19 protein-coding genes and 1 pseudogene are annotated in these 24,997 nt (G+C 60.7%); 18 read left to right on the top strand and 2 right to left on the bottom strand.

Annotated elements, in window-relative coordinates:
• Positions 1 to 160: 160 nt before the first annotated feature.
• Positions 161 to 1,120 (top strand): tRNA dihydrouridine synthase, encoded by a 960-nt coding sequence (locus DU29_RS0124515; RefSeq protein ID WP_028624088.1) that lies wholly within the window; start codon positions 161 to 163, stop codon positions 1,118 to 1,120.
• Between the two features lie 117 nt (positions 1,121 to 1,237).
• Complete coding sequence (locus tag DU29_RS0124510) at positions 1,238 to 1,684, top strand: Hsp20 family protein (protein ID WP_028624087.1); 447 nt, start codon at positions 1,238 to 1,240, stop codon at positions 1,682 to 1,684.
• Between the two features lie 236 nt (positions 1,685 to 1,920).
• On the opposite strand, the gene DU29_RS0124505 is transcribed toward DU29_RS0124510, so the two are convergent.
• Both DU29_RS0124505 and DU29_RS0124500 read right to left on the bottom strand, forming a co-directional pair.
• Positions 1,921 to 5,199, bottom strand: coding sequence for a sensor domain-containing protein (locus tag DU29_RS0124505; protein ID WP_028624086.1), 3,279 nt, complete (start codon positions 5,197 to 5,199; stop codon positions 1,921 to 1,923).
• 69 nt (positions 5,200 to 5,268) lie between these two features.
• Positions 5,269 to 6,159 (bottom strand): LysR family transcriptional regulator, encoded by an 891-nt coding sequence (locus tag DU29_RS0124500; RefSeq protein ID WP_028624085.1) that lies wholly within the window; start codon positions 6,157 to 6,159, stop codon positions 5,269 to 5,271.
• A gap of 149 nt (positions 6,160 to 6,308) precedes the next feature.
• On the opposite strand from DU29_RS0124500, the gene leuC reads away from it, so the two are divergent.
• From leuC to DU29_RS0124420, 16 genes and pseudogenes are all read left to right on the top strand, one after another.
• Complete coding sequence (gene leuC, locus DU29_RS0124495) at positions 6,309 to 7,727, top strand: 3-isopropylmalate dehydratase large subunit (RefSeq protein ID WP_028624084.1); 1,419 nt, start codon at positions 6,309 to 6,311, stop codon at positions 7,725 to 7,727.
• A gap of 10 nt (positions 7,728 to 7,737) precedes the next feature.
• Entirely contained in the window at positions 7,738 to 8,382 is a 645-nt protein-coding gene (gene leuD, locus DU29_RS0124490) for a 3-isopropylmalate dehydratase small subunit (protein ID WP_028624083.1), read from the top strand.
• A gap of 133 nt (positions 8,383 to 8,515) precedes the next feature.
• A pseudogene (locus DU29_RS01000000130370) lies at positions 8,516 to 9,277 on the top strand (class I SAM-dependent methyltransferase); the annotation flags it as partial.
• 84 nt (positions 9,278 to 9,361) lie between these two features.
• Positions 9,362 to 10,444, top strand: coding sequence for a 3-isopropylmalate dehydrogenase (gene leuB / locus DU29_RS0124480; protein ID WP_028624082.1), 1,083 nt, complete (start codon positions 9,362 to 9,364; stop codon positions 10,442 to 10,444).
• Between the two features lie 68 nt (positions 10,445 to 10,512).
• Positions 10,513 to 11,625 carry an aspartate-semialdehyde dehydrogenase gene (gene asd / locus DU29_RS0124475; protein WP_028624081.1) on the top strand — a complete coding sequence of 371 codons (1,113 nt, stop codon included), beginning with the start codon at positions 10,513 to 10,515 and terminating at the stop codon, positions 11,623 to 11,625.
• A gap of 454 nt (positions 11,626 to 12,079) precedes the next feature.
• Positions 12,080 to 13,090 carry an aspartate-semialdehyde dehydrogenase gene (locus DU29_RS0124470; protein WP_028624080.1) on the top strand — a complete coding sequence of 337 codons (1,011 nt, stop codon included), beginning with the start codon at positions 12,080 to 12,082 and terminating at the stop codon, positions 13,088 to 13,090.
• A 207-nt stretch (positions 13,091 to 13,297) separates the two neighbouring features.
• Positions 13,298 to 15,949 (top strand): FimV/HubP family polar landmark protein, encoded by a 2,652-nt coding sequence (locus DU29_RS0124465; RefSeq protein ID WP_028624079.1) that lies wholly within the window; start codon positions 13,298 to 13,300, stop codon positions 15,947 to 15,949.
• Between the two features lie 160 nt (positions 15,950 to 16,109).
• Positions 16,110 to 16,934, top strand: coding sequence for a tRNA pseudouridine(38-40) synthase TruA (truA, locus tag DU29_RS0124460; RefSeq protein WP_028624078.1), 825 nt, complete (start codon positions 16,110 to 16,112; stop codon positions 16,932 to 16,934).
• A gap of 63 nt (positions 16,935 to 16,997) precedes the next feature.
• Positions 16,998 to 17,618 carry a phosphoribosylanthranilate isomerase gene (locus tag DU29_RS0124455; protein WP_028624077.1) on the top strand — a complete coding sequence of 207 codons (621 nt, stop codon included), beginning with the start codon at positions 16,998 to 17,000 and terminating at the stop codon, positions 17,616 to 17,618.
• A gap of 182 nt (positions 17,619 to 17,800) precedes the next feature.
• Positions 17,801 to 18,721, top strand: a complete 921-nt coding sequence (gene accD, locus DU29_RS0124450; protein ID WP_028624076.1) for an acetyl-CoA carboxylase, carboxyltransferase subunit beta — start codon at positions 17,801 to 17,803, stop codon at positions 18,719 to 18,721.
• Entirely contained in the window at positions 18,718 to 20,025 is a 1,308-nt protein-coding gene (gene folC, locus DU29_RS0124445; protein ID WP_028624075.1) for a bifunctional tetrahydrofolate synthase/dihydrofolate synthase, read from the top strand. The genes accD and folC overlap by 4 nt, the downstream gene beginning before the upstream one ends.
• Positions 20,009 to 20,692 (top strand): SPOR domain-containing protein, encoded by a 684-nt coding sequence (locus DU29_RS0124440; protein ID WP_028624074.1) that lies wholly within the window; start codon positions 20,009 to 20,011, stop codon positions 20,690 to 20,692. The genes folC and DU29_RS0124440 overlap by 17 nt, the downstream gene beginning before the upstream one ends.
• A gap of 112 nt (positions 20,693 to 20,804) precedes the next feature.
• Complete coding sequence (locus DU29_RS0124435) at positions 20,805 to 21,365, top strand: CvpA family protein (RefSeq protein WP_028624073.1); 561 nt, start codon at positions 20,805 to 20,807, stop codon at positions 21,363 to 21,365.
• Positions 21,366 to 21,406: 41 nt separating this feature from the next.
• A complete protein-coding gene (gene purF / locus DU29_RS0124430) occupies positions 21,407 to 22,912 on the top strand; it encodes an amidophosphoribosyltransferase (RefSeq protein WP_028624072.1) in 1,506 nt (501 codons plus the stop codon).
• 73 nt (positions 22,913 to 22,985) lie between these two features.
• Positions 22,986 to 24,197: an O-succinylhomoserine sulfhydrylase gene (locus tag DU29_RS0124425; protein WP_028624071.1), complete on the top strand. Its 1,212-nt coding sequence runs from the start codon at positions 22,986 to 22,988 to the stop codon at positions 24,195 to 24,197.
• Positions 24,194 to 24,970 carry an SDR family oxidoreductase gene (locus DU29_RS0124420; protein WP_028624070.1) on the top strand — a complete coding sequence of 259 codons (777 nt, stop codon included), beginning with the start codon at positions 24,194 to 24,196 and terminating at the stop codon, positions 24,968 to 24,970. The genes DU29_RS0124425 and DU29_RS0124420 overlap by 4 nt, the downstream gene beginning before the upstream one ends.
• The last annotated feature ends 27 nt before the right edge of the window (positions 24,971 to 24,997 follow it).

The raw sequence follows: 24,997 nt of genomic DNA, 5'->3' as shown, positions 1-24,997 counted from the left end.
GGCGAGGGAGCTTGCTCCCGCTGGACCGCGAGCGGTCCCCGACAATGGAAACTGTTGCGCACTTCAACGGGAGCAAGCTCCCTCGCCACAGAGGCAGACTCAAGTCTTCCGAGCGATAATCCTATAAACTGCCGCACGTTTTTCGTCGAGTGTGTTTTTCATGCAAATTGCTTTGGCGCCGATGGAGGGGTTGGTCGACAACATCCTGCGCGACGTGCTGACTCGCGTCGGTGGCATCGATTGGTGCGTGACCGAGTTCATCCGTATCAACGACCAGTTGCTCACGCCGGCCTACTTCCACAAGTTTGGCCCTGAATTGCTGACCGGTGCCCGCACCGCGTCGGGTGTGCCGTTGCGCGTACAATTGCTCGGTTCCGATCCCGTGTGCCTCGCGGAAAACGCAGCCCTGGCTTGCGAGCTGGGTTCTGAAGTCATCGACCTGAACTTCGGTTGCCCGGCGAAAACGGTCAACAAATCTCGCGGCGGGGCGGTGTTGCTCAAGGAGCCCGAGCTGCTCAACCAGATTGTCGAGCATGTGCGCCGCGCCGTTCCCGCGCACATCCCTGTCACTGCCAAAATGCGCCTGGGCTTCGACAGCCCCGACGGTGCCTTGGTGTGCGCCACAGCGCTGGCCGAAGGGGGCGCGGCGCACATTGTGGTGCACGCGCGGACCAAAATGGACGGCTACAAACCGCCGGCGCATTGGGAATGGATTCCCCGGGTGCAGGAAGTGGTCAAGGTGCCGGTGTTTGCCAACGGCGACATCTGGAGCGTCGAAGACTGGCGCCGCTGCCGCGAGATCAGCGGTGTGGAAGACATCATGCTCGGTCGCGGACTGGTGTCGCGTCCGGACCTGGCTCGACAGATCGCCGCCGCAAGGGCCGGTGAAGAAGTGGTCGAGATGACCTGGGCCGAATTGTTGCCACTGCTTCAGGACTTCTGGCTGCAGGCCAAGGACCAGATGACCGCGCGCCAATCGCCCGGTCGTTTGAAGCAATGGCTGGCCATGTTGACGCGCAATTACCCCGAAGCTGTAGAGCTCTTCACCGTTCTGCGACGCGAAACCGAGCTGGATCAGGTCTCGCGTTTGCTGGGTTTGCCAGTGGCCGAAGCGGCCTGAAAAATCTTCAAATGATCTCTTGAAATCAAAACAGCGGTCCCTATTTAGGGATTACGCGATGCCGAATTCGGGTCGCGGAGAAAAAAACTTGCTGATTGTTTTCAGGAGATTTGAATCATGACTACTGCATTTTCCATGGCCCCGCTGTTCCGTTCCTCGGTAGGTTTCGACCGTTTTAACGACCTGTTCGAAACCGCCCTGCGCAATGAGCCAGGCAGCACTTACCCGCCTTACAACGTTGAAAAACACGGCGACGATCAGTACCGCATTGTCGTAGCCGCCGCGGGCTTCCAGGAAGAAGACCTGGAGTTGCAAGTGGAAAAAGGTGTGCTGACCATCAGCGGTGGCAAACGCGATACCACTGAAGGTGTGACCTTCCTGCATCAAGGCATCGCGCAACGTGCTTTCAAGCTGTCGTTCCGTCTGGCGGACCATATTGAAATCAAGACCGCCGACCTGCGCAACGGCTTGCTGAGCATTGATCTGCTGCGGGTGATCCCGGAAGAGGCGAAAGCCAAACGTATCCCGATCAACGGGACCGAAAAGCCCGCGCTGCAACACTAAGCGTGAGCGAGAAAGAAGGGCGCCATTGGCGCCCTTTTTATGGGCTGAAATCGCGCTCTGTAGCAGCTGCCGAGCCTGCGAGGCTGCGTCCGGCGGCGAAGCCGCCGTAACCCGTCAGCCTCGGAGGGGCTGGAAACCCCGGTATCCGAACGACGACTGCTTCGCAGCCGGACGCAGCCTCGCAGGCTCGACAGCTGCTACGGGTGGGCGTGGGGATGATGACGATTTTTGGCAGGTTATCGGAGCAGCTTCTGCAACCCGTCCACCGGCACCGGCGCGCTGTGCAGATAGCCTTGATAGTAATGACACCCCAGCCTCTGCAGAAACTCTAGTTGCTCTGCCGTTTCCACGCCCTCGGCGATTATTTTCAAGCCCAGGCTGCGGGCCATGGCGACGATGGCGCGGATGATCTCGGCATCGTTGGGGTCGGTGGTGGCGTCGCGGATGAACGACTGATCGATTTTCAAGGTGTCCACTGGCAGGCGCTTGAGGTAGGTCAGCGAGGAATATCCGGTGCCGAAATCATCCATGGCGAAGCTGACGCCGAGCTTTTTCAGACGACGCATTTTGCCGATGGTGTCGTCCAGATTCTGAATGACGATGCCTTCGGTGATCTCCAGTTTCAGTAACGAATAGGGCAGGCCGTGGCTGCTGAGGCTGTGTTCGATGCGTTCGACGAAATCGTTCTGACGAAACTGCCGCGGGCTGATGTTCACGCACAGGCTGAAATCCAGTGGATCGATCAGGTCTTGCTCGATCAAGTATTTGAAGGCGTTGCAGGCTTCATCGACGATCCAGGTGCCGACCTCCAGAATCAGCCCACTGTCTTCAAGTACCTTGATGAATTCGTGGGGCGATTGCGCGCCGAGCTCCGGGTGATTCCAGCGCACCAGCGCTTCGGCGCCGACAATGCGTCCGTCACGCGCATCCACCTGGGGCTGGTAATGCACGCGGAATTCACCGCGGGAAATGGCCAAACGCAAGTCCGTTTCCATGCGCAGGCGTTCGCTCGCGGCCTTCTGCATGGAGTTGTGATACATCTGCGCGGTATTGCGACCCGAGTCCTTGGCGCGATACAGCGCAATGTCCGCGCGCTTGAGCAAATCGATCGGGGTCGAGCCGTGATCGGGAATCAGGGCGATGCCGATACTCGGCGTGACTTGCAAACGCTGGCCGTCGAGAAACATCGGTGCCGAGAGCAGCTCGCGCAGGGTATCCGCCAGTTCCAGCACCTGATCACTGACTTCGTCGCGCGAACCTTCCAGGCCACTGAGCAGCACCACAAATTCATCGCCGCCAAGTCGCGCCACGGTGTCTTCCATGCGCACGCTGGCCTCGAGGCGAGCGGTGATGATCTTCAACACCGTATCGCCCACCGGGTGTCCCAGTGAGTCATTGATGTGCTTGAAGTGGTCGAGATCGAGGAACATCAGTGCGCCGCGCAGATTGTGCCGTTTCAGCAGCGCAATCTGCTGGCTCAGCCGATCCATCAGCAGCGCGCGATTGGGCAGGTTGGTCAGCGGATCGTGATAAGCCAGATGCCGAATCTGCGCCTCGGCATTTTTCAACAGGCTGACGTCCCGCGCGGTCAATAACAGGCAGGCGGTTTCATTGAGCGTGATCGGTTCTACCGACACTTCCACGGTCAACAGGTCGCCACGCTTGTTGTGCGCGAGCATTTCCTGATGGTGCACGCGGCCTTTGAGTTGCAGCTCGGCCAGCAGCGCCACACGCTGTTTTTCGTCGGCCCAGACGCCGACCTGATGCACTGTGCGCCCCAGCACCTCATCCGCGCGGTAGCCCGTCAGACGGCAGAAGCCGTCGTTGACCTCCAGATAGCGGCCGGTGTCGCGTTCGGTGATGGTGATGGCGTCGGGACTTGAGTGGAAAGCTTTGGCGAATTTTTCTTCGCTGGCCTTCAGCGCTGCCTCCGAGCGCTGCTGCTGGGTGATGTCGCGCAGGGTCGTGACGATGCAAGGCTGGTCGCCGACGCTGATTTGCCGGCTGGAAATCACGCAGGTCAACACCTGGCCGTCCTTGTGCTGCACGTGGATCGCAACATTGTTCAAGCCCTGTTCGCGGATGACCTGTTCGATCCGCTTCAGGCTTCTCGCCGACGCGTCCCACAGGCCGATTTCGTCGGCGCTGCGACCGATCACCTCGGCGGTGCTCCAGCCGAAAGTCTGGGAAAAACTGGAATTGATCTCGATGAATTGGCCGGTGTCCTGTTGCGTCACGCAGATCGGGTCCGGGCTGACCTGGAACAGCGTGGCGAATTTTTCTTCGGAGGCGACCAGTTTCTGCTCGCGCTCCACTTGATCGGTGATGTCCAGCAATGTGCCGGCCATGCGCAATGGCACGCCGTCGTCGTCGCGATAGAGGCGGGCGCGGCTCTCGAGATAGCGCGAACTGCCATCGGGCAGCTGCACGCGGTAAGTCAGTTGGTAATTGCCGGCCGGACCCTCGCGCAAGCTGCGATAGGCGTCGCGCATGCTATCGCGTTCCTCACCGGGGACACCCTCGAAAAACGCCTCGAACGATTCATGAAAAGGCTTGGCGTCAAGGCCGTGCAGTTGTGCGGCGCGCGCCGAGCCGTACAGCATGCCGCTGGGAATGTGCCAGTCCCAGGTGCCGAGCTGCGCCGAATTCAGCGCCAGGTCGAGCCGCTCCTGGCTGTCCTTGAGTGCATGTTCGGCGACCTTGCGTTCAGTGGTGTCGAGGAACGTGCTGAGCAGATATGGCTGGCCTTCAAGTTCGACTTTCTGCGCGCTGAGAATGCCGTCGTGGATCTGCCCGTTGCTGGCACGGAACTGCACTTCCATGCTGGTCAACTCACCCTTGGCTTTGGTGGCGATGACCAGCGCCTCCCGTTGCTCCGGGTGCACCCAAAGACCCAGTTCCAGCGTGGTGCGACCAATTGCATCCTGCACCGGCCAGCCGAACAGGCTTTCGAAATACTGATTCGCTTCGGTGATCAGGCCGTCTTCCTGACGGGTCAGCAAGACCATGTTCGGGCACAGGTGAAACAGCGTCGCGAAACGTTTTTCCGAGCTGCTCAGCGCCTGTTCGCGCTGGCGCTGAAGGGTGATTTCGCGGATCACCCCGATCATGCGCGGACGCCCGTGTTTGTCGGGCAGCAGGCTGCCGCTGACCTCCAGCCAGTGCAGACTGCCGTCGGGCCAGCGAATGCGGTGATGCATTGCCTGTTCCAGTGGCGCGCCGGCAATCACTGCGTGGAAGGCGCGAACGGTTTTCGCGCGGTCTTCGGGCGGCAGCAGGTCGAGGTATTCCAGGTCCTTGGGCAACGGTTGTCGCGGATCGAAGCCGAATAGAGCCTGCGTTCCCCGCGACCAACTGATCTGCCCGCGCTCGATGTCCCAATACCAGGCACCGAGACGCGCGCCATTAAGCGCGGCCAGCAATTGCGGGGCACTTTCCCAGCTTTGTTCGGAATGTCGCGGGTCGATGGCCTGGATGCGGGGCATCGGCGGCATACGGTCAAACGATTTCGGCATTGGCAACAAGCCTTGAACTGGTTGGGGCGTTAGTGACCGGAAATCCTGGCTCTATAGGAGTAGCACAACTCAGCCGTGAGTCCCTGGCAGATCGATTTGCGCATCCAGCAAAGCCATAAAGGCTTTCGCCGCGTTCGACAGCGTCCGTTCGGTGTGCACGATATAGCCTAGCTGGCGAGTGAGCTGTATGCCCGGCAATGGAATGCTTGCGACCTGATCATCGAGCATCGTGCGCGGCAGCACGCTCCAGGCGAGGCCGATGGAGACCATCATCTTTATGGTTTCCAGATAGTTGGTGCTCATGGCGATGTTCGGCGTCAGCCCTTGTGCTTCGAACAGGCGCTGGACGATATGGTGAGTAAAGGTGTTGCCGCCTGGAAACACGGCCGGATGCCGTGCGATGTCGGCCAGGTTGACCGCACCGTTGCTGATCAACGAATGTTCTGGGGCAACCACAAAATCCAGCGGGTCGTCCCACACCGGCGTGGCCTTGACCAGATTGTGCGGCTCGGGCGCCAGGGTGATCACCGCCAGTTCGGCACGGCCGTGGAGGATTTCCTCGTAGGCCACTTCCGAATCAAGGAACTGAATATCCAGCGCGACCTGTGGGTATTGGCGAGTGAAGGCGCGTAACAACGGCGGCAAACGGTGCAGTCCGATGTGGTGACTGGTGGCCAGCGTCAGGCGGCCGGTCACTTCGCCGGTCAGATTGGTCAGCGCGCGCCTCGTGTCGTCCAGCACGTTCAGTATCTGGTAAGCCCGCGGCAGCAAGGCACGTCCGGCCTCGGTGAGGCCGACTTCGCGGCCCAATCGATCAAACAGGCGTACTTTCAGTTGCTGTTCCAGCCCGGCGATGCGCTTGCTGATGGCCGGCTGCGTCAGGTGCAGCCGTTCGCCCGCGCCGGAGAAGCTGCCGGTCTCGGCGATGGCAATAAAGGCATTAAGGTTGGCGAGGTCCATTTGCAGTATTCCAGTTGGTTATCCAAAGCATAAAAAATATGAATTTGAGTTATTTAATGTAACCCCCTAGGATCGACCTCACAAGCCAAAGGGTTATTGAGTTTCTCGAAGCCCGGGGCATAGAAATACGCTGATGAGGAAAACGTCTGATGGCCGGCAAAACGCTCTACGACAAGCTCTGGGATTCGCATTTGGTCAAGCAGCGCGACGATGGCTCTGCGCTGATCTACATCGATCGTCACATCATTCATGAAGTGACGTCGCCGCAGGCCTTCGAAGGCCTGCGCATTGCCGGGCGCAAGCCGTGGCGCATCGATGCCAACATCGCGACCCCGGACCACAACGTACCGACGACGCCGGAGCGCAAGGGCGGCATCGAGGCCATTGCCGATCAGGTCTCGCGTTTGCAGGTTCAGACCCTTGACGACAACTGCGATGAATACGGCATTGTCGAATTCAAAATGAATGACATCCGCCAAGGCATCGTCCACGTCATCGGCCCGGAGCAGGGCGCGACCTTGCCGGGCATGACCGTGGTCTGCGGCGACTCCCATACCTCGACCCACGGCGCATTTGGCGCGCTGGCTCACGGGATTGGCACCTCCGAGGTCGAGCATGTGCTTGCCACGCAATGCCTGGTCGCCAAGAAAATGAAGAACATGCTGGTCTCGGTCGAAGGTCAGTTGCCGTTCGGCGTGACCGCCAAGGACATCGTCCTCGCGGTGATCGGCAAGATCGGCACGGCCGGCGGTAATGGCCACGCGATCGAATTCGCTGGCAGCGCTATTCGCGATCTTTCCGTCGAAGGGCGCATGACCATCTGCAACATGTCCATCGAGGCCGGCGCTCGCGTAGGCCTGGTGGCGGCGGATGAAAAAACCGTGGCCTACGTCAAGGGTCGCCCCTTCGCCCCGAAAGGCGCGGAATGGGACCTGGCGGTCGAAGCCTGGAAAGACCTGGTGTCTGACACCGATGCGGTGTTCGACACCGTGGTCGAACTCGACGCGACCCAGATCAAACCGCAAGTCAGTTGGGGCACTTCGCCGGAAATGGTCCTGGCCGTTGATCAAAACGTGCCGGATCCGGCGCAGGAAGCCGACCTGGTCAAGCGTGGCTCGATTGAGCGGGCGTTGAAATACATGGGCCTGACCGCCAACCAGGCGATCACCGACATCCAGCTGGACCGGGTTTTCATCGGTTCCTGCACCAACTCGCGGATCGAAGATTTGCGCGCAGCGGCCGTGATCGCCAAGGGCCGCAAAGTGGCTTCGACCATCAAGCAGGCCATCGTGGTGCCGGGTTCAGGTCTGGTGAAAGCGCAGGCGGAAGCGGAAGGTCTCGACAAGATTTTCCTCGAGGCCGGTTTTGAATGGCGCGAGCCGGGTTGCTCGATGTGCCTGGCGATGAACCCGGACCGTTTGGAGTCGGGCGAGCATTGCGCATCGACCTCCAACCGCAACTTCGAAGGGCGGCAGGGCGCTGGTGGTCGTACCCACCTGGTGAGCCCGGCCATGGCCGCAGCCGCTGCAGTGAATGGTCGTTTTGTCGACGTTCGTGAATTGATCTGAGGAGCGCAGCATGAAAGCTTTTACCCAGCACACTGGACTTGTCGCGCCGCTGGATCGTGCCAACGTCGACACCGACCAGATCATCCCGAAGCAGTTTCTGAAATCGATCAAGCGCACCGGTTTTGGTCCGAACCTGTTCGATGAGTGGCGTTATCTGGATGTCGGGCAGCCGTATCAGGACAACTCCAAGCGCCCGTTGAACAAGGATTTCGTGCTCAACGCCGAGCGTTATCAAGGCGCCAGCGTGTTGCTGGCGCGGGAAAACTTCGGCTGCGGCTCCAGCCGCGAGCACGCGCCGTGGGCCTTGGAAGAATACGGTTTCCGCAGCATCATCGCGCCGAGCTACGCCGACATTTTCTTCAACAACAGCTTCAAGAACGGTTTGTTGCCGATCATCCTTGGCGACGCAGAAGTGGATGAGTTGTTTCAGCAGGTCGAGGCAAATCCGGGTTATCAGCTGCAGGTGGATTTGCAAGCCCAGACTGTCACCCGCCCGGATGGCAAGGTTTTGAGCTTCGAGATTGATGCGTTCCGCAAGCATTGCCTGCTCAACGGTCTGGACGATATCGGCCTGACCTTGCAGGACCACGAAGCGATTGCGACCTTTGAAGGCAAGCATCGGGCGAGCCAGCCTTGGTTGTTTCGTGATGCGTGATTGATGTAGTCAGCGCGGGGCCCTTCGCGAGCAGGCTCGCTCCCACATTGATTTGCAGCGTTCACAAAACCTGTGGGAGCGAGCCTGCTCGCGAAGACGGCAGCCAAAACAACACAAATGTAAGGATGTGACTATGCCCCACACCGCCCAGCACACCCAGGTCGTCCAGAAGCAATTCGGTGAACAGGCCGCCGCCTACCTGAGCAGCGCTGTCCACGCTCAGGGCGCCGAGTTCGCACTGCTACAGGCCGAACTGGCCGGGCAGGGCAATGCACGCGTGCTGGACCTGGGTTGCGGCGCCGGCCACGTGAGTTTTCACGTCGCCGCGCTGGTCAAGGAAGTGGTCGCCTACGATTTGTCGCAACAAATGCTTGATGTAGTCGCGGCGGCCGCAGTCGATCGTGATCTGGCTAACATCAGCACCGTCCACGGCGCCGCCGAGCGTCTGCCGTTCGCCGAGGGCGAATTCGATTTCGTCTTCAGCCGCTATTCGGCGCACCATTGGAGCGACCTCGGTCTGGCCCTGCGCGAAGTTCGCCGGGTACTGAAACCCGGCGGCGTGGCGGCATTCATCGACATTTTGTCACCGGGCAGTCCATTGTTCGACACGTACTTGCAGAGCGTCGAGGTACTGCGCGACACCAGCCATGTGCGCGATTATTCCGCCGGCGAGTGGTTGCGTCAGGTCAGCGAGGCAGGGTTGCATACCCGCAGCACAACGCGTCAACGTCTGCGTCTGGAGTACAGCTCCTGGGTGGAACGCATGCGCACGCCGCAGGTGATGCGCGCAGCGATCCGCGAGTTGCAGCAATCAATGGGCAACGAAGTGCGCGACTATTTCGAGATCGAGGCCGATGGCTCGTTCAGTACCGATGTGCTGGTGTTATGGGCTGAAAATAAGCGCTTGAAAACAAGTGCCGCGACATTTGAATTTCCCGGGCGCGCCCATGGGCGCACCCACTGATGACATGAGGAAAGCATGAGCAAGCAGATTCTGATTCTCCCAGGCGACGGTATTGGCCCGGAAATCATGGCCGAAGCGGTCAAGGTGCTGGAACTGGCGAACGACAAGTACAGCCTGGATTTCGAGCTGAGCCACGACGTGATCGGCGGCGCCGCCATCGACAAACACGGCGTACCGCTGGCTGACGAAACCCTCGACCGCGCCCGCGCCGCTGACGCCGTGCTGTTGGGCGCGGTGGGCGGTCCGAAATGGGACACCATCGAGCGCGACATCCGCCCGGAGCGTGGTCTGCTGAAGATCCGTGCGCAACTGGGCCTGTTCGGCAACCTGCGTCCGGCCATCCTCTATCCGCAACTGGCCGAAGCGTCGAGCCTGAAACCGGAAATCGTTGCCGGCCTGGATATTCTGATCGTCCGTGAGCTGACCGGCGGCATCTATTTCGGCGCGCCACGCGGCACCCGCACCCTGGAAAACGGCGAGCGTCAGGCTTACGACACGCTGCCGTACAGCGAAAGCGAAATCCGTCGCATCGCCCGTGTCGGCTTCGACATGGCCCGCGTGCGTGGCAAGAAAGTCTGCTCGGTGGACAAGGCCAACGTGCTGGCGTCCAGCCAACTGTGGCGCGAAATCGTCGAGCAAGTGGCCAAGGATTACCCGGACGTCGAACTGAGCCACATGTACGTCGACAACGCCGCCATGCAACTGGTGCGTGCGCCGAAGCAGTTCGATGTGATCGTCACCGACAACCTGTTCGGCGACATCCTGTCCGACCAGGCATCGATGCTCACCGGTTCCATCGGCATGCTGCCGTCGGCCTCGCTGGATGCCAACAACAAAGGCATGTACGAGCCGTGCCACGGTTCCGCGCCGGACATCGCGGGTCAGGGCATTGCCAACCCGCTGGCGACCATTTTGTCGGTGTCGATGATGCTGCGTTACAGCTTCAACCAGCAGGATGCGGCGGATGCCATCGAGAAAGCAGTGAGCCTGGTGCTGGACCAGGGGCTGCGCACCGGTGATATCTGGTCAGCCGGTTGCACCAAAGTCGGTACGCAGGAAATGGGCGACGCAGTAGTCGCCGCGCTGCGGAATCTGTAATCTCTCGGGCCCGCTGCCACTTTCAACTTCGAAAGCAGCGGCCCACTTTTCAAGAAGGTGTAGTTGCGATGAAACGTGTAGGTCTGATCGGTTGGCGCGGTATGGTCGGTTCCGTGCTCATGCAGCGGATGCTGGAGGAGCAGGATTTCGATCTTATCGAGCCGGTGTTTTTCACCACTTCCAATGTCGGTGGCCAAGGCCCGTCCGTGGGCAAGGACATTGCTCCGCTCAAGGACGCTTACAGCATTGAAGAGCTGAAAACCCTCGATGTGATCCTGACCTGCCAGGGCGGCGACTACACCAGCGAAGTGTTCCCGAAGTTACGCGAAGCCGGCTGGCAGGGTTACTGGATTGACGCTGCCTCCAGCCTGCGCATGCAGGATGATGCCGTCATCGTGCTGGACCCGGTGAACCGCAAGGTCATCGACCAGCAGCTCGACGCCGGCACCAAGAACTACATCGGTGGCAACTGCACCGTCAGTCTGATGCTGATGGGCCTGGGCGGGCTGTTCGAAGCCGGTCTGGTCGAATGGATGAGCGCCATGACTTATCAGGCGGCTTCCGGCGCCGGCGCGCAGAACATGCGTGAGCTGATCAAGCAGATGGGCGCCACCCACGCCGCCGTCGCCGAGCAACTGGCTGATCCGGCCAGCGCGATCCTCGACATCGATCGCCGTGTTGCCGAGGCCATGCGCAGTGAGGCCTACCCGACCGAAAACTTCGGTGTGCCGTTGGCCGGTAGCCTGATCCCGTGGATCGACAAGGAGCTGCCGAACGGTCAAAGCCGCGAAGAGTGGAAGGCGCAGGCCGAGACCAACAAGATTCTGGGTCGCTTCAAGAGCCCGATTCCGGTCGACGGCATCTGCGTGCGCATCGGTGCCATGCGCTGCCACAGCCAGGCGCTGACCATCAAGCTGAACAAAGACGTGCCGATCGCCGATATCGAAGGGCTGATCAGCCAGCACAACCCTTGGGTCAAACTGGTGCCTAACAACCGCGACATCAGCATGCAGGAGCTGAGCCCGACCAAGGTCACCGGCACCCTGAATGTACCGGTGGGTCGTCTGCGCAAGCTGAACATGGGTACGCAGTACCTCGGTGCTTTTACCGTCGGCGACCAACTGCTGTGGGGCGCGGCCGAACCGCTGCGTCGCATGCTGCGGATTCTGCTTGAGCGTTGATTGATTGAAGCAATAACAAAGCCCGCGCTTCGCAATAAGCGCGGGCTTTTTTTTATATTTGGGGCGCCTTTCCGACCGCCATCGCTGGCAAGCCAGCTCCTACAAATTATCCGCAACACCCAAAAATTCTGTAGGAGCTGGCTTGCCAGCGATGGGGCCGGAACATGTAACCAACCTCCTGCAGACAACCCCAGACTCTGTAGGAGCTGGCTTGCCAGCGATGGGGCCGGAGCATGTAACCAACCTCCTGCAGACAACCCCAGATTCTGTAGGAGCTGGCTTGCCAGCGATGGGGCCGGAGCATGTAACCAACCTCCTGCAGACAACCCCAGATTCTGTAGGAGCTGGCTTGCCAGCGATGGGGCCGGAACATGCACCGACAATCCCACCGAATTGCCTGCACGCCACCCACCCGGTAAAGTGCCGCTCCCCCCGTTTCGCCTGAGGTAGAACCATGAGCCAGTCCTTTGATATTGCCGTGATCGGCGCCACCGGAACTGTCGGCGAAACGCTTGTGCAGATCCTCGAGGAGCGCGACTTCCCGGTGGGCGATCTGCACCTGTTGGCCAGCAGCGAATCGGCCGGGCACTCCGTACCGTTTCGCGGCAAGAACGTGCGAGTGCGCGAGGTCGACGCGTTCGATTTCAGCAAAGTGCAGCTGGTGTTTTTTGCGGCAGGCCCGGCAGTTACCCTCAGTTTCGCCCCGCGTGCCACGGCTGCCGGTTGCTCGGTCATCGACCTGTCCGGCGCCTTACCAGCCGACCAGGCGCCGCAAGTGGTGCCGGAGGCCAACTCAGCAATACTTGCCGGTCTGAAGCATCCGTTTCAGGTCAGCAGCCCAAGCCCGGCGGCCACTTCGCTGGCGGTGGTGCTGGCACCGTTACTCGGTTTGCTCGATCTGCAACGCATCAACCTGACGGCGGCCCTGGCTGTCTCGGCCCAGGGCCGCGAAGCGGTGACCGAACTGGCTCGGCAAACCGCCGAGTTGCTCAACGTGCGTCCGCTAGAGCCGACTTTTTTTGATCGGCAAATGGCGTTCAACCTTCTGGCCCAAGTCGGCAAGCCGGACGAGCAGGGCCATACGCTGCTGGAAAAACGCCTGGTGCGTGAGCTGCGTCAGGTCATGGCCCTGCCTTCGTTGAAGATTTCCGTGACTTGCATTCAAGCCCCGGTGTTTTTTGGCGATAGCTATAGCGTGACCTTGCAGTCAGCAAGCGCGATCGACTTGGCCAAAGTCAACGCAGCACTGGAAGCGGCCCCCGGTCTAGAGCTTGTAGAGGCCGGCGATTACCCGACAGCAGTGGGTGACGCGGTCGGGCAGGACGTGGTCTACGTTGGTCGGGTTCGCGCGGGAATCGACGACCCGTCGGAACTTAATGTCTGGCTGACGTCAGATAACGTGCGCAAAGGCGCGGCGCTGAATGCTGTGCAGGTGGCTGAATTGTTGATAAAAGACCTGCTGTAAAAGATACTGGAAACAATTTGCAGAATGAATCCGGCCGGGCGCTATGCTTGGCCAGATGTATCTGGCGAGTCACCCTGCGGGACTTTCCGGGGCACGAATGAAACGATCGCGCGCGACGACTCTTCGCCGCCGCGCGCAATGCCTTACGGCAGCGACTAATCAACACCTTCTCGCTGGCCGAGGAATGTTCAAACAAAGGATGAGGCTATGGTTCAAGTTCGCAAACTGGTGTTAGCAATAGCGGCCGCCTCGGCGCTGTCCTCCGGTATGGCGCATGCCCTCGGCCTCGGGGAACTGACCCTGAAGTCGTCGGTGAACCAGCCGCTGGACGCAGAAATCGAATTGCTCGACGTCAAGGATCTCACCGCTGCCGAAGTGGTGCCGAGCCTGGCGTATCCCGAAGATTTCGTCAGGGCAGGGGTCGATCGTCAGGCGTTCCTCAACGACCTGAGCTTCACCCCGGTGCTCAACCGCGGTGGCAAAAGCATTCTGCGCGTTACGTCCAGCAAGCCGCTGTCCGAGCCGATGTTCAAATTTCTGGTTCAGGTGACGTGGCCCAACGGCCGCTTGCTGCGCGATTACAGCGTGCTGCTTGATCCGTCCAAATTCTCGCCACAAACCGCCGACGCGGCTGCGCAACCGGCGCCTTCGCAAACCGCCACTGCGCCGGTCACCGGTGCAACCAAGACCACCGAATACACCACCACGCCGCGCGATACCCTATGGGAAATTGCCGCGAAGGCGCGCAATGGCGGTTCGATCCAGCAGACGATGCTGGCGATCCAGGCGCTCAATCCTGACGCATTTATCAACGGCAACATCAACCTGCTGAAAACCGGTCAGGTGCTGCGCCTGCCGGATCAGACCCAAAGCACCAGCCTCGCGCAACCGGCTGCTGTTGCTGAAGTGGCCGCGCAAAACACCGCGTGGCGTCAGGGTCGTCGTTATGTACCGAAGACCGGTGCTGGCCAGCAGCAACTCGATGCCACCAACCGTGCACGCAACGACGGCACTCCAACGCAACCTGCTCAAGACAAACTGAGCCTGGTTTCTGCTGAGACGGCCAAGGCCGGCGCCGCAGGTGCGGGCGGCGACGCCAAAGCGTTGAACAACAAGCTGGCGGTGACGCAGGAAAGCCTCGACACCGCCCGGCGTGACAATGCCGAGCTGAAAAGCCGCATGACCGATCTGCAAAGTCAACTGGACAAGCTGCAACGCCTGATCGAACTGAAAAATAATCAACTGGCCAAGTTGCAGGCTGGAGGCGCCGCCGGTGCTGCCGCGTCTGCTGGCACCCCGGACGCCTCAGGTGCTGTTGAAACCGCGCCAGTGATTTCGGCTGAATTGGCGCCCAACCCTGCGACGGTTCCGACAGACGCCGTGCCGGTTACGCCAACGCCTGATGCGGCGACTCCCGAGGCTGTCCCGGCGCCTGTTGAGACGCCCGTCGAGCCGGCTCCGGCGTCCTCGGACGATCAGAAATTCAATGACCTGCTGACCAATCCGGTGCTCCTCGGCCTGGTCGGTGGCGGTGCCGTGGTGCTGCTGCTCCTGCTGCTGTTGCTGGCGCGTCGTCGCAAAGCTCAGCAGGAAGCCGAGAAACACACGCGCATGGCCCGCGCATTGTCCGAAGAACAGGAATTCTCGGCCGAACACGATCTGCCGGAAAGCAGCTTCGAAGGTCTCGAGGTTCCGCCACCCAGCGTGAAGCTTGCAACCGCACCAACCCCTGCACCAGTGCCGACGCCAGCGCCCGTAATTGCCCCGGTCATCGTCACACAGCCGATCGCCGCGCCATTGGTCGCCCCATCCGGCGACCCTGATGCCGACGTTCTGACCAAGGCCGAGTCGCATATCGCTGCCGGCCGCCTGAATCAGGCCGCTGCTTTGCTCGAAGATGGCATCAAGGAAGAGCCTCAGCGCAGTGACCTGCGCTTGAAACTGATGGAAGTCTACGGTCAACAGGGCGATCGCGATGCGTTCGTGGGTCAAGAGCGTCAACTTGTCGCCAACGGCGAAAACTTCGCCCGCGTCGAAGAGCTGAAAAGTCGCTTCCCGGCCATGGCTGTTGTCGCCGCCGGTGGTATCGCGGCGGCGGCTATGGCTGCTGAGCTGGACGCGCAATACGTCAAGGATCTGCTGCTGGACGAGCCGCAGGAGCCCGCGCCGACAGCGGCAGAGGATGACTTAGACAGCGCGTTCGACCTGAGTCTGGATGATCTGGAAACTGCCTCGCCTGCGGTGGTAACGCCAGAGCCGGAACCAACGCCAGAGCCTGCAGCAGAACTCGACGAATTCCCGCTGGATGACGACCTGAGCTTCGCCTCGGTGCTGCAAGAGCAGACTGAGCCCAAAGAAAATCTCGACGACCTGTCGGACTTCGATCTGGACATGGACCTCGGTAATGATCCTTCGCCGGCAACGTTGGCCGAAGACGATTTTCTGCTGAGCCTGGATGATGAGCCCAAGGATCTGCCAGTCGCGGACGTGAAAGCTGAGCCGGCGCTGGATGATCTGGAGCTGCCGGCTGATTTCGACCTGTCGCTGGCCGATGAAATGGATACGCCGGATGCGTTTGCAGCCGAGCTGAACGACGTTAATGCCGAACTTGATCGTCTGTCGCAGAGCATGGCGGAGCCGACATTCACCGAAGAAGACGCGATGGCCTCCGCTGCTGACGAGCCGGAATTCGATTTCCTCTCGGGCACTGACGAGGTGGCGACCAAGCTCGATCTGGCTCAAGCCTACATCGACATGGGGGACGCCGATGGTGCCCGCGACATCCTCAACGAAGTAGTTACCGAGGGTGATGCCGGTCAGAAAGGTGAAGCCGAGGAGATGCTCTCGCGCCTGGTGTGATCAGCGACAGGCAATAATCAAACGGCAGCCCCTCGGGGCTGCCGTTTTTGTTTGTGCGTTGATGCACTGGCATCCCTGTGAGGCGGCCTTATAATGCCCGCCTTTGCGACCATCAGCAGGCTGTCACCCCTTGGCAAACATAGATAATCCGGCCGCCGAAATGGCGCCCGAGGGCTTATTCCGGATCGCGTTGGGCGTTGAATACAAAGGCTCACGCTACCGCGGCTGGCAACGTCAGGCGTCCGGTGTGCTCACCGTGCAGGAAACCCTGGAGAATGCGTTGTCCAAGGTGGCTGATTCACCGGTCTCGCTACTTTGCGCCGGGCGCACGGACGCTGGCGTGCATGCCTGCGGGCAGGTTGTGCATTTCGACACCCCGGTCGAGCGGTCGATGAAAGCCTGGGTCATGGGCGCCAACATCAATTTGCCCCACGATGTCAGCGTGACTTGGGCGAAGGTCATGCCGGCGCATTTCCACGCGCGCTTCAAGGCAATCGCCCGTCGCTACCGCTACGTCATCTACAACGACCAGATCCGCCCGGCGCACCTGAACCAGGAAATCACCTGGAACCACCGTCCGCTCGACGTCGAGCGCATGGCCGAAGCCGCTCAGTACCTGGTCGGCACGCATGACTTCAGCGCGTTTCGCGCCGGTCAGTGCCAGGCCAAATCGCCCATCAAGGAGCTGCATCACCTGCGCGTGACGCGTCACGGCAAGATGATCGTTCTCGACATCCGCGCCAGCGCTTTCCTGCATCACATGGTGCGCAACATCGCCGGAGTATTAATGACGATTGGCACCGGCGAGCGGCCGGTGGAGTGGATGAAGGAGGTGCTGGAGAGTCGCATTCGCCGTTCCGGCGGCGTAACGGCCCATCCTTTTGGCCTGTATCTGGTGCAGGTCGAGTACCGCGACGAGTTCGAATTGCCCGAGCGTTACATCGGCCCACACTTCCTGACCGGTTTCGCCGAACTTGGCGGCTGACGCCCTTGAACGCATTTGTTACCATCCGGGACTTTCACTGATTTGGCCTGAGGTTTTATCGACATGTCAGCCGTTCGCAGCAAGATTTGCGGGATCACTCGCATAGAAGATGCGTTGGCGGCGGTCGAGGCCGGGGCCGATGCCATCGGTTTTGTGTTCTACGCCAAGAGCCCGCGAGCGGTGACGTTCCAGCAAGCGCGCTCGATCATCAAAGCGCTGCCGCCGTTCGTGACCACCGTGGGCCTGTTCGTCGACGCCAGCCGCTGCGAACTGGGAGAAATCCTCGATGCCGTGCCGCTGGACCTGTTGCAGTTCCATGGCGACGAAACCGCTGACGCATGCGAAGGCTGGCATCGTCCGTACATCAAGGCGTTGCGGGTCAAGGCGGGCGACGACATTGCCGCCGCCTGTGACGCTTTTCCGAGTGCCAGCGGTATCTTGCTGGACGCCTACGTTGAAGGCGTGCCGGGCGGAACCGGTGAAGCGTTCGACTGGTCGCTGATACCGCAAGGCTTGAGCAAGCCGATCATCCTCGCGGGTGGCCTGACACCGGATAACGTCGCTGATGCGATTGCCCGGGTTCGGCCTTACGCGGTGGACGTCAGCGGTGGGGTCGAGGCGAGCAAGGGCATAAAGGATCACGCCAGGATCAAGGCATTCATCAAGGCAGTACGCGTTACTTGATGTGACGGCTGGCACACTGCCGCCGTCCACAGGCATGGCTGAGGGTTTTTGGGGTGTGCGCAGGTCACGTTTCAGCTGATCCGGCATCCCGCAATCATCGCCACACACATGAATTTAGCTCAAGGGCATACGCGGGGCTGCGAACCAGAGCGTTCGAGCCGCCGGTACTGGAGAAAGAAAGCATGAGCAACTGGTTAGTAGACAAACTGATCCCTTCGATCATGCGTTCCGAGGTCAAGAAGAGCTCGGTGCCTGAAGGTCTGTGGCATAAATGCCCGTCTTGCGAAGCGGTGCTGTACCGTCCAGAGTTGGAAAAGACCCTGGATGTCTGCCCCAAGTGCAACCATCACATGCGCATCGGCGCCCGCGCCCGCATCGACATTTTTCTCGACGCTGAAGGTCGCAACGAGCTGGGTGCGGACCTGGAGCCGGTTGACCGTCTGAAATTCCGCGACGGCAAGAAGTACAAGGATCGCCTGACTGCTGCGCAAAAGCAGACTGGCGAAAAAGACGCGTTGATTTCCATGAGCGGCACCTTGCTAGGCATGCCGGTAGTGGTGTCGGCGTTCGAGTTCTCCTTCATGGGCGGTTCGATGGGGGCGATCGTCGGTGAGCGTTTTGTTCGCGCTGCCAACTACGCGCTGGAAAACAAATGCCCGATGATCTGCTTTGCCGCTTCCGGTGGTGCGCGGATGCAGGAAGCCCTGATCTCCCTGATGCAAATGGCCAAGACCTCCGCGGTACTGGCGCGTCTGCGTGAAGAAGGCATTCCGTTCATCTCGGTGCTGACCGATCCGGTCTATGGCGGTGTTTCTGCCAGTCTGGCGATGCTCGGTGACGTAATCGTCGGCGAGCCGAAAGCCCTCATCGGCTTTGCCGGTCCGCGCGTGATCGAGCAAACCGTTCGCGAAAAACTGCCGGAAGGTTTTCAGCGTAGCGAATTCCTGCTGGAGCATGGCGCGATCGACATGATCATTCACCGCCAGGAGCTGCGTCCGCGTCTCGGCAACCTGCTGGCGCAACTGACCGGCCAGCCTACGCCCAAGTTTGTCGCCGCCCCAGTCGAGCCAATCGTGGTACCGCCGGTGCCAGCCGGCCTATGACCGAACGTACCCTTGGCGAGTGGCTCGCCTACCTTGAGCAGTTGCACCCTTCGGCCATCGACATGGGCCTTGAGCGCTCGCAACAGGTAGCGTCCCGTATGCGGCTGGGCAAGCCGGCGCCTCGGGTGATCACGGTCACCGGCACCAACGGCAAGGGTTCTACCTGTGCATTCGTGGCGTCATTGCTGCGGGCGCAGGGCCTGAAAGTCGGTGTCTACAATTCTCCGCACCTGCTGCGTTACAACGAGCGGGTGCAGGTCAATGGTGTCGAAGCGACTGACGCCGAACTGTGCGCAGCCTTTGCCGCCGTGGAAGCGGGGCGTGGCGACACGTCCCTGACCTATTTCGAGATGGGGACCCTGGCAGCGTTCTGGCTGTTTCAACAGTCTGCGCTGGACGCTGTGGTGCTGGAAGTCGGCCTGGGCGGACGCCTGGACACGGTTAACGTGGTAGACGCGGACATCGCACTGGTCACCAGTATCGGCGTCGATCATGCCGATTACCTGGGCAACACCCGTGAATCGGTGGCCTACGAAAAGGCCGGCATCTTCCGCCGCGGCGCGCCTGCGCTGTGCGGCGATCTGAATCCTCCGCAACCCCTGCTGGATAAAGCCCGCGAGCTGGCTTGCCCGTTTTTCCTGCGTGGGCGCGATTTCGACCTGGGCGTGATCGAGCACAATTGGCAATGGCGCGGTCTCGATGCGCAAGGTCAAGCTGTCGAGCTGCGTGACCTGCCGCTGCTCGATCTGCCTATGGAGAACGCCGCTCTGGCATTGCAGGCGTATTTGCTGCTCGGGTTGCCTTGGCTGGGTGAGCAGATCATTCAGGCGCTGAAAGCCACGCGAGTGGTCGGGCGACTCGATCGCCGCCAGTTCGAATGGCAGGGCAAGCGTCTGAACCTGTTGCTGGACGTAGGGCACAACCCGCATGCGGCCGAATATCTGGCGCGCCGGTTGGCAAGTCGACCGCCGGCCGGCAAGCGTCTGGCCGTGTTTGGCTTGCTCGCGGACAAAGACCTGGATGGCGTTGTCGGTGAACTGAGTGGTAGTGTCCAGCACTGGGCCGTGGCGCCGCTGGATTCTGCGCGGACACGGCCGGTCGCCGATTTGTACGCGGCGTTGCAGAACCTTGGTGCTTCGGTAGCGTCGTATGACAGCGTCACCGCCGCTTTGGAAGGGCAGTGCGCGCAAGCGACGAGCGACGATGAGATTCTGTTGTTCGGATCATTTTATTGTGTCGCCGAGGCCCTTGAATGGCTGGCCCGGCGCTCCACGGAGGAAGCGGCAAATGGCATTGCTGGATAAGGCATACAAGCAACGCATGGTTGGCGCTCTGGTTCTGGTGGCGCTGGCGGTGATTTTCCTGCCGATGCTGTTCTCTCGTCAGGATGAACAGCGTCAGGTAACGGTTGAAGCCCCGGCTGCTCCGCAGGCGGCTGTTGTGCCGCAAGTGGAGGTCGAGCCGGTGGTGGTGCCTGAGCCGCAAGCCCTGCCTCAGGAACCGGTGCCGAGCGATGATGAAATCGCCCAGCAGGAAGAGCCTACGATGCCTATCGCACCGGCTGCGCCTGCAGTTCCCGTGGCGCCTGCACCGGTTGCCAAACCGGTGACGCCGCCTCCTGCGCCCGCCGCTGTGCCGCCGGTCAACAAACCCACCACCGCGCCAAGCCAGCCCATCACTGCGGCACCGGGAAAACCTGACACCACGCAAAGCCGGGTCGATGCCAATGGCCTGTCGGTCAGTTGGTCGGTGCAATTGGCAAGCCTGGCGAACCGTGCCAGCGCGGAAAACTTGCAGAAAACCCTGCGAAGCCAAGGCTATAACGCCTACATCCGCACGGCCGACGGCAAGAATCGGGTGTTTGTCGGGCCGCTGATCGAGCGCGCCGAAGCCGATCGCCTGCGTGATCTGCTCAACCGTCAGCAAAACCTCAAGGGGTTTGTCGTACGCTTCCAGCCCGAGCGCGGCTGATCAGACAAGATTTGAACTATCGCGCCCATTTGAAATGCACTGCTAATCGCAGCTTACCGATCAGCACCGGCTCTGCTAAAATGCGCCGCCTTATCTGTCTGTAGGCTGCACCGTGCCATTTACCTGGGTTGACTGGGCGATCGTTGCAATCATCGCCATCTCCGCATTGATCAGTCTGAGCCGCGGCTTCGTCAAAGAAGCGTTATCGCTGGTGACCTGGATCATTGCAGGAGTCGTCGCCTGGATGTTCGGTGGTGCATTGTCCGAGCACCTCGCTGGCTATATCGAGACACCTTCAGCGCGCGTGATCGCGGGTTGCGCAATCATGTTTGTCGCCACGCTGATCGTTGGCGCAATGATCAATTATCTTATCGGCGAGTTGGTACGTGTCACCGGGCTGTCCGGGACCGATCGATTCCTCGGCATGGCTTTCGGTGCCGCGCGTGGCGTGTTGCTGGTGGTCGTGGCGGTCGGGCTGTTGAGCCTGGGCCCGGTACAGCAGGATGAGTGGTGGCAGCAGTCACAGCTCGTGCCAAAATTTCTATTGGTCGCAGACTGGTCCAAAAACCTGATCCTTGGGTGGAGCAGTCAGTGGCTTGCCAGCGGTATCAGCGTACCCGCTGATATTCCGTTCAAGGAACAGCTCTTGCCGACGGCGAAAACGCCTCAGTGAGTGCTGTTCAGTTCAGATCCATAAAGTAGGGGTTGCGTCGCATGTGTGGCATCGTCGGTATCGTCGGTAAGTCGAACGTCAATCAGGCGCTGTATGACGCGCTAACCGTCCTCCAGCACCGCGGCCAGGACGCTGCCGGTATCGTGACCAGCCATGACGGCCGGTTATTCCTGCGCAAGGACAATGGTCTGGTGCGTGACGTGTTTCATCAGCGTCACATGCAGCGCCTGGTCGGCCACATGGGCATTGGCCATGTGCGTTACCCGACCGCGGGCAGCTCGACCTCGGCCGAAGCTCAACCGTTTTACGTCAACTCGCCTTACGGCATCACCCTGGCGCACAACGGTAACCTGACCAACGTTGAACAGCTGGCCAAGGAGATTTACGAATCTGACCTGCGCCACGTCAACACCAACTCCGATTCGGAAGTCCTGCTGAACGTGTTTGCGCACGAACTGGCCCAGCGTGGCAAGTTGCAGCCGACTGAAGAAGACGTCTTCGCCGCCGTGACTGACGTGCACAACCGCTGCGTCGGTGGTTACGCCGTTGTAGCAATGATCACCGGTTACGGCATCGTCGGTTTCCGCGATCCGCACGGTATTCGTCCGATCGTCTTCGGTCAGCGTCATACCGACGAGGGCGTCGAGTACATGATCGCCTCCGAAAGCGTGTCCCTGGATGTACTCGGCTTCACGCTGATCCGCGATCTGGCGCCGGGCGAAGCGGTCTACATCACTGAAGACGGCAAGCTGCACACCCGTCAGTGTGCCAACAACCCATCCTTGACCCCGTGCATTTTCGAACACGTCTACCTGGCGCGTCCGGACTCGATCATCGACGGCGTATCGGTGTACAAGGCACGTCTGCGCATGGGTGAGAAACTCGCCGAGAAGATTCTGCGCGAGCGTCCGGACCACGACATCGACGTGGTCATCCCGATCCCGGACACCAGCCGCACCGCGGCCCTGGAGCTGGCGAATCATTTGGGTGTGAAGTTCCGCGAAGGCTTCGTCAAGAACCGCTACATCGGCCGTACCTTCATCATGCCGGGCCAGGCGGCACGGAAAAAATCCGTTCGGCAGAAACTCAACGCCATCGAGCTGGAGTTCCGCGGCAAGAACGTGATGCTGGTGGACGACTCGATCGTTCGCGGTACCACCTGCAAGCAAATCATCCAGATGGCCCGCGAAGCTGGTGCCAAGAACGTCTACTTCTGCTCCGCAGCGCCAGCCGTTCGCTATCCCAACGTGTACGGCATCGACATGCCGAGCGCGCACGAATTGATCGCGCACAACCGTTCTACGCAGAACGTCGCTGACCTGATCGGCGCCGACTGGCTCATCTATCAGGACCTGCCTGACTTGATCGAGGCGGTCGGTGGCGGCAAGATCAAGATCGACAAGTTCGATTGCGCGGTGTTCGACGGCCAGTACGTCACCGGCGACGTCGACGAGGCTTACCTGAACAAGATCGAGCAGGCCCGCAACGATGCCTCCAAGGTCAAGACGCAGGCAGTCAGCGCGATCATTGATCTGTATAACAACTGAGTAACTACCGGCCCTGAGGGGCCGGTTTTGTATCTGGCTTTTAATTGACGGGAATAGGGAAAGGAGTGACAGCATGAGTCAGGATTGGGATGCCGGTCGGCTGGACAGCGACCTCGAAGGCGTAGCGTTCGATACCCTGGCCGTACGCGCCGGTCAACACCGCACGCCGGAAGGCGAACACGGTGATCCGATGTTCTTCACCTCCAGCTACGTATTCCGTACCGCTGCCGATGCGGCCGCGCGCTTTGCCGGCGAGGTGCCGGGCAATGTTTACTCGCGATACACCAACCCGACCGTCCGCGCGTTCGAAGAGCGCATTGCCGCGCTGGAAAGTGCCGAGCAAGCTGTCGCCACCGCGACCGGCATGGCGGCGATCATGGCCGTGGTCATGAGCCTGTGCAGCGCGGGTGATCATGTGCTGGTGTCGCGCAGCGTATTCGGCTCGACCATCAGTCTGTTCGAAAAGTACTTCAAGCGCTTCGGCATCGAAGTCGATTACGTGCCTCTGGCTGACTTGTCCGGTTGGGACGCGGCGATCAAGGCCAACACCAAATTGTTGTTTGTCGAGTCGCCGTCCAATCCTCTGGCGGAACTCGTGGACATTGCCGAACTGGCGAAAATCACCCACGCCAAAGGCGCGATGCTGGTGGTCGACAACTGCTTCTGCACGCCTGCACTGCAGCAACCGCTGAAGATGGGCGCGGACATCGTCGTGCATTCGGCGACCAAGTTCATCGACGGTCAAGGCCGTTGCATGGGCGGTGTAGTGGCCGGTCGCAGCGAGCAGATGAAAGAAGTGGTTGGTTTCCTGCGTACTGCGGGGCCAACCTTGAGCCCGTTCAACGCCTGGATTTTCCTCAAGGGCCTCGAAACCCTGAGCCTGCGCATGAAGGCGCATTGCGCCAACGCACAGCAACTGGCCGAGTGGCTGGAGCAACAGGACGGCATTGAAAAAGTCCATTACGCCGGCCTCAAAAGCCATCCGCAGCACGAGCTGGCTCAACGTCAGCAGAAGGGCTTCGGCGCGGTCGTGAGTTTTGAAGTCAAGGGCGGCAAAGAGGGCGCCTGGCGCTTCATCGATGCGACCCGTCTGATTTCGATTACTGCCAACCTGGGTGACAGCAAGACCACCATCACCCACCCGAGCACCACTTCCCATGGTCGTCTCGCTCCGCAAGAGCGCGAAGCGGCGGGCATTCGTGACAGCCTGATCCGCGTTGCGGTCGGTCTGGAAGACGTGGCAGACCTGCAAGCCGATCTGGCGCGCGGGTTGGCGGCCTTGTGATCGAGTTGTCGACGCCGACGACGGGCACCCACGGCCGCGTTGCGCTGGTCACCGGGGCAGCGCGCGGGATTGGTCTGGGTATCGCAGCCTGGTTGATCAGCGAGGGCTGGCAGGTGGTGCTGACCGATCTCGACCGAGAGCGCGGTTCGAAAGTGGCGAAGGTGCTGGGTGACAATGCCTGGTTCATCGCCATGGACGTGTCGAACGAAGGTCAGGTTGCGTTGGGCGTTGCCGAAGTGCTGGGTCAGTTCGGACGGCTGGATGCGCTGGTGTGCAACGCGGCGGTGGCCGATCCGCACAACATCACGCTGGAAAGTCTTGATCTGTCGTACTGGAACCGGGTGCTGGCGGTAAACCTCGGCGGGCCGATGCTGTTGGCCAAGCACTGTGCGCCGTATCTGCGCGCGCACAGCGGCGCCATCGTTAACCTGGCATCGACCCGCGCCGGGCAGTCGGAGCCCGACAGCGAGGCCTATGCGGCGAGCAAGGGCGGTCTGCTGGCCCTGACCCATGCGCTGGCCATCAGTCTCGGTCCGGAGATTCGTGTCAATGCCGTCAGCCCGGGGTGGATCGATGCGCGTGATCCTTCTGCACGGCGTGCCGAGCCGTTGAGCGATGCCGACCATGCGCAACATCCGGCGGGCAGGGTAGGGACGGTCGAGGACGTCGCGGCGATGGTCGCCTGGCTGCTGTCGAAGAATGCGGGTTTCGTCACGGGGCAGGAATTCGTGGTGGATGGCGGCATGACCAAGAAGATGATTTACAGCGAGTGATTCGCGCCTCTAACATTGATGTTGAAT

It is taken from the genome of Pseudomonas sp. Ant30-3, assembly GCF_000690905.1.
Taxonomy (GTDB): domain Bacteria; phylum Pseudomonadota; class Gammaproteobacteria; order Pseudomonadales; family Pseudomonadaceae; genus Aquipseudomonas.
The sequence above is the reverse complement of the archived record's forward strand: the minus strand, read 5'-3'. Positions and strand labels throughout refer to the sequence as shown.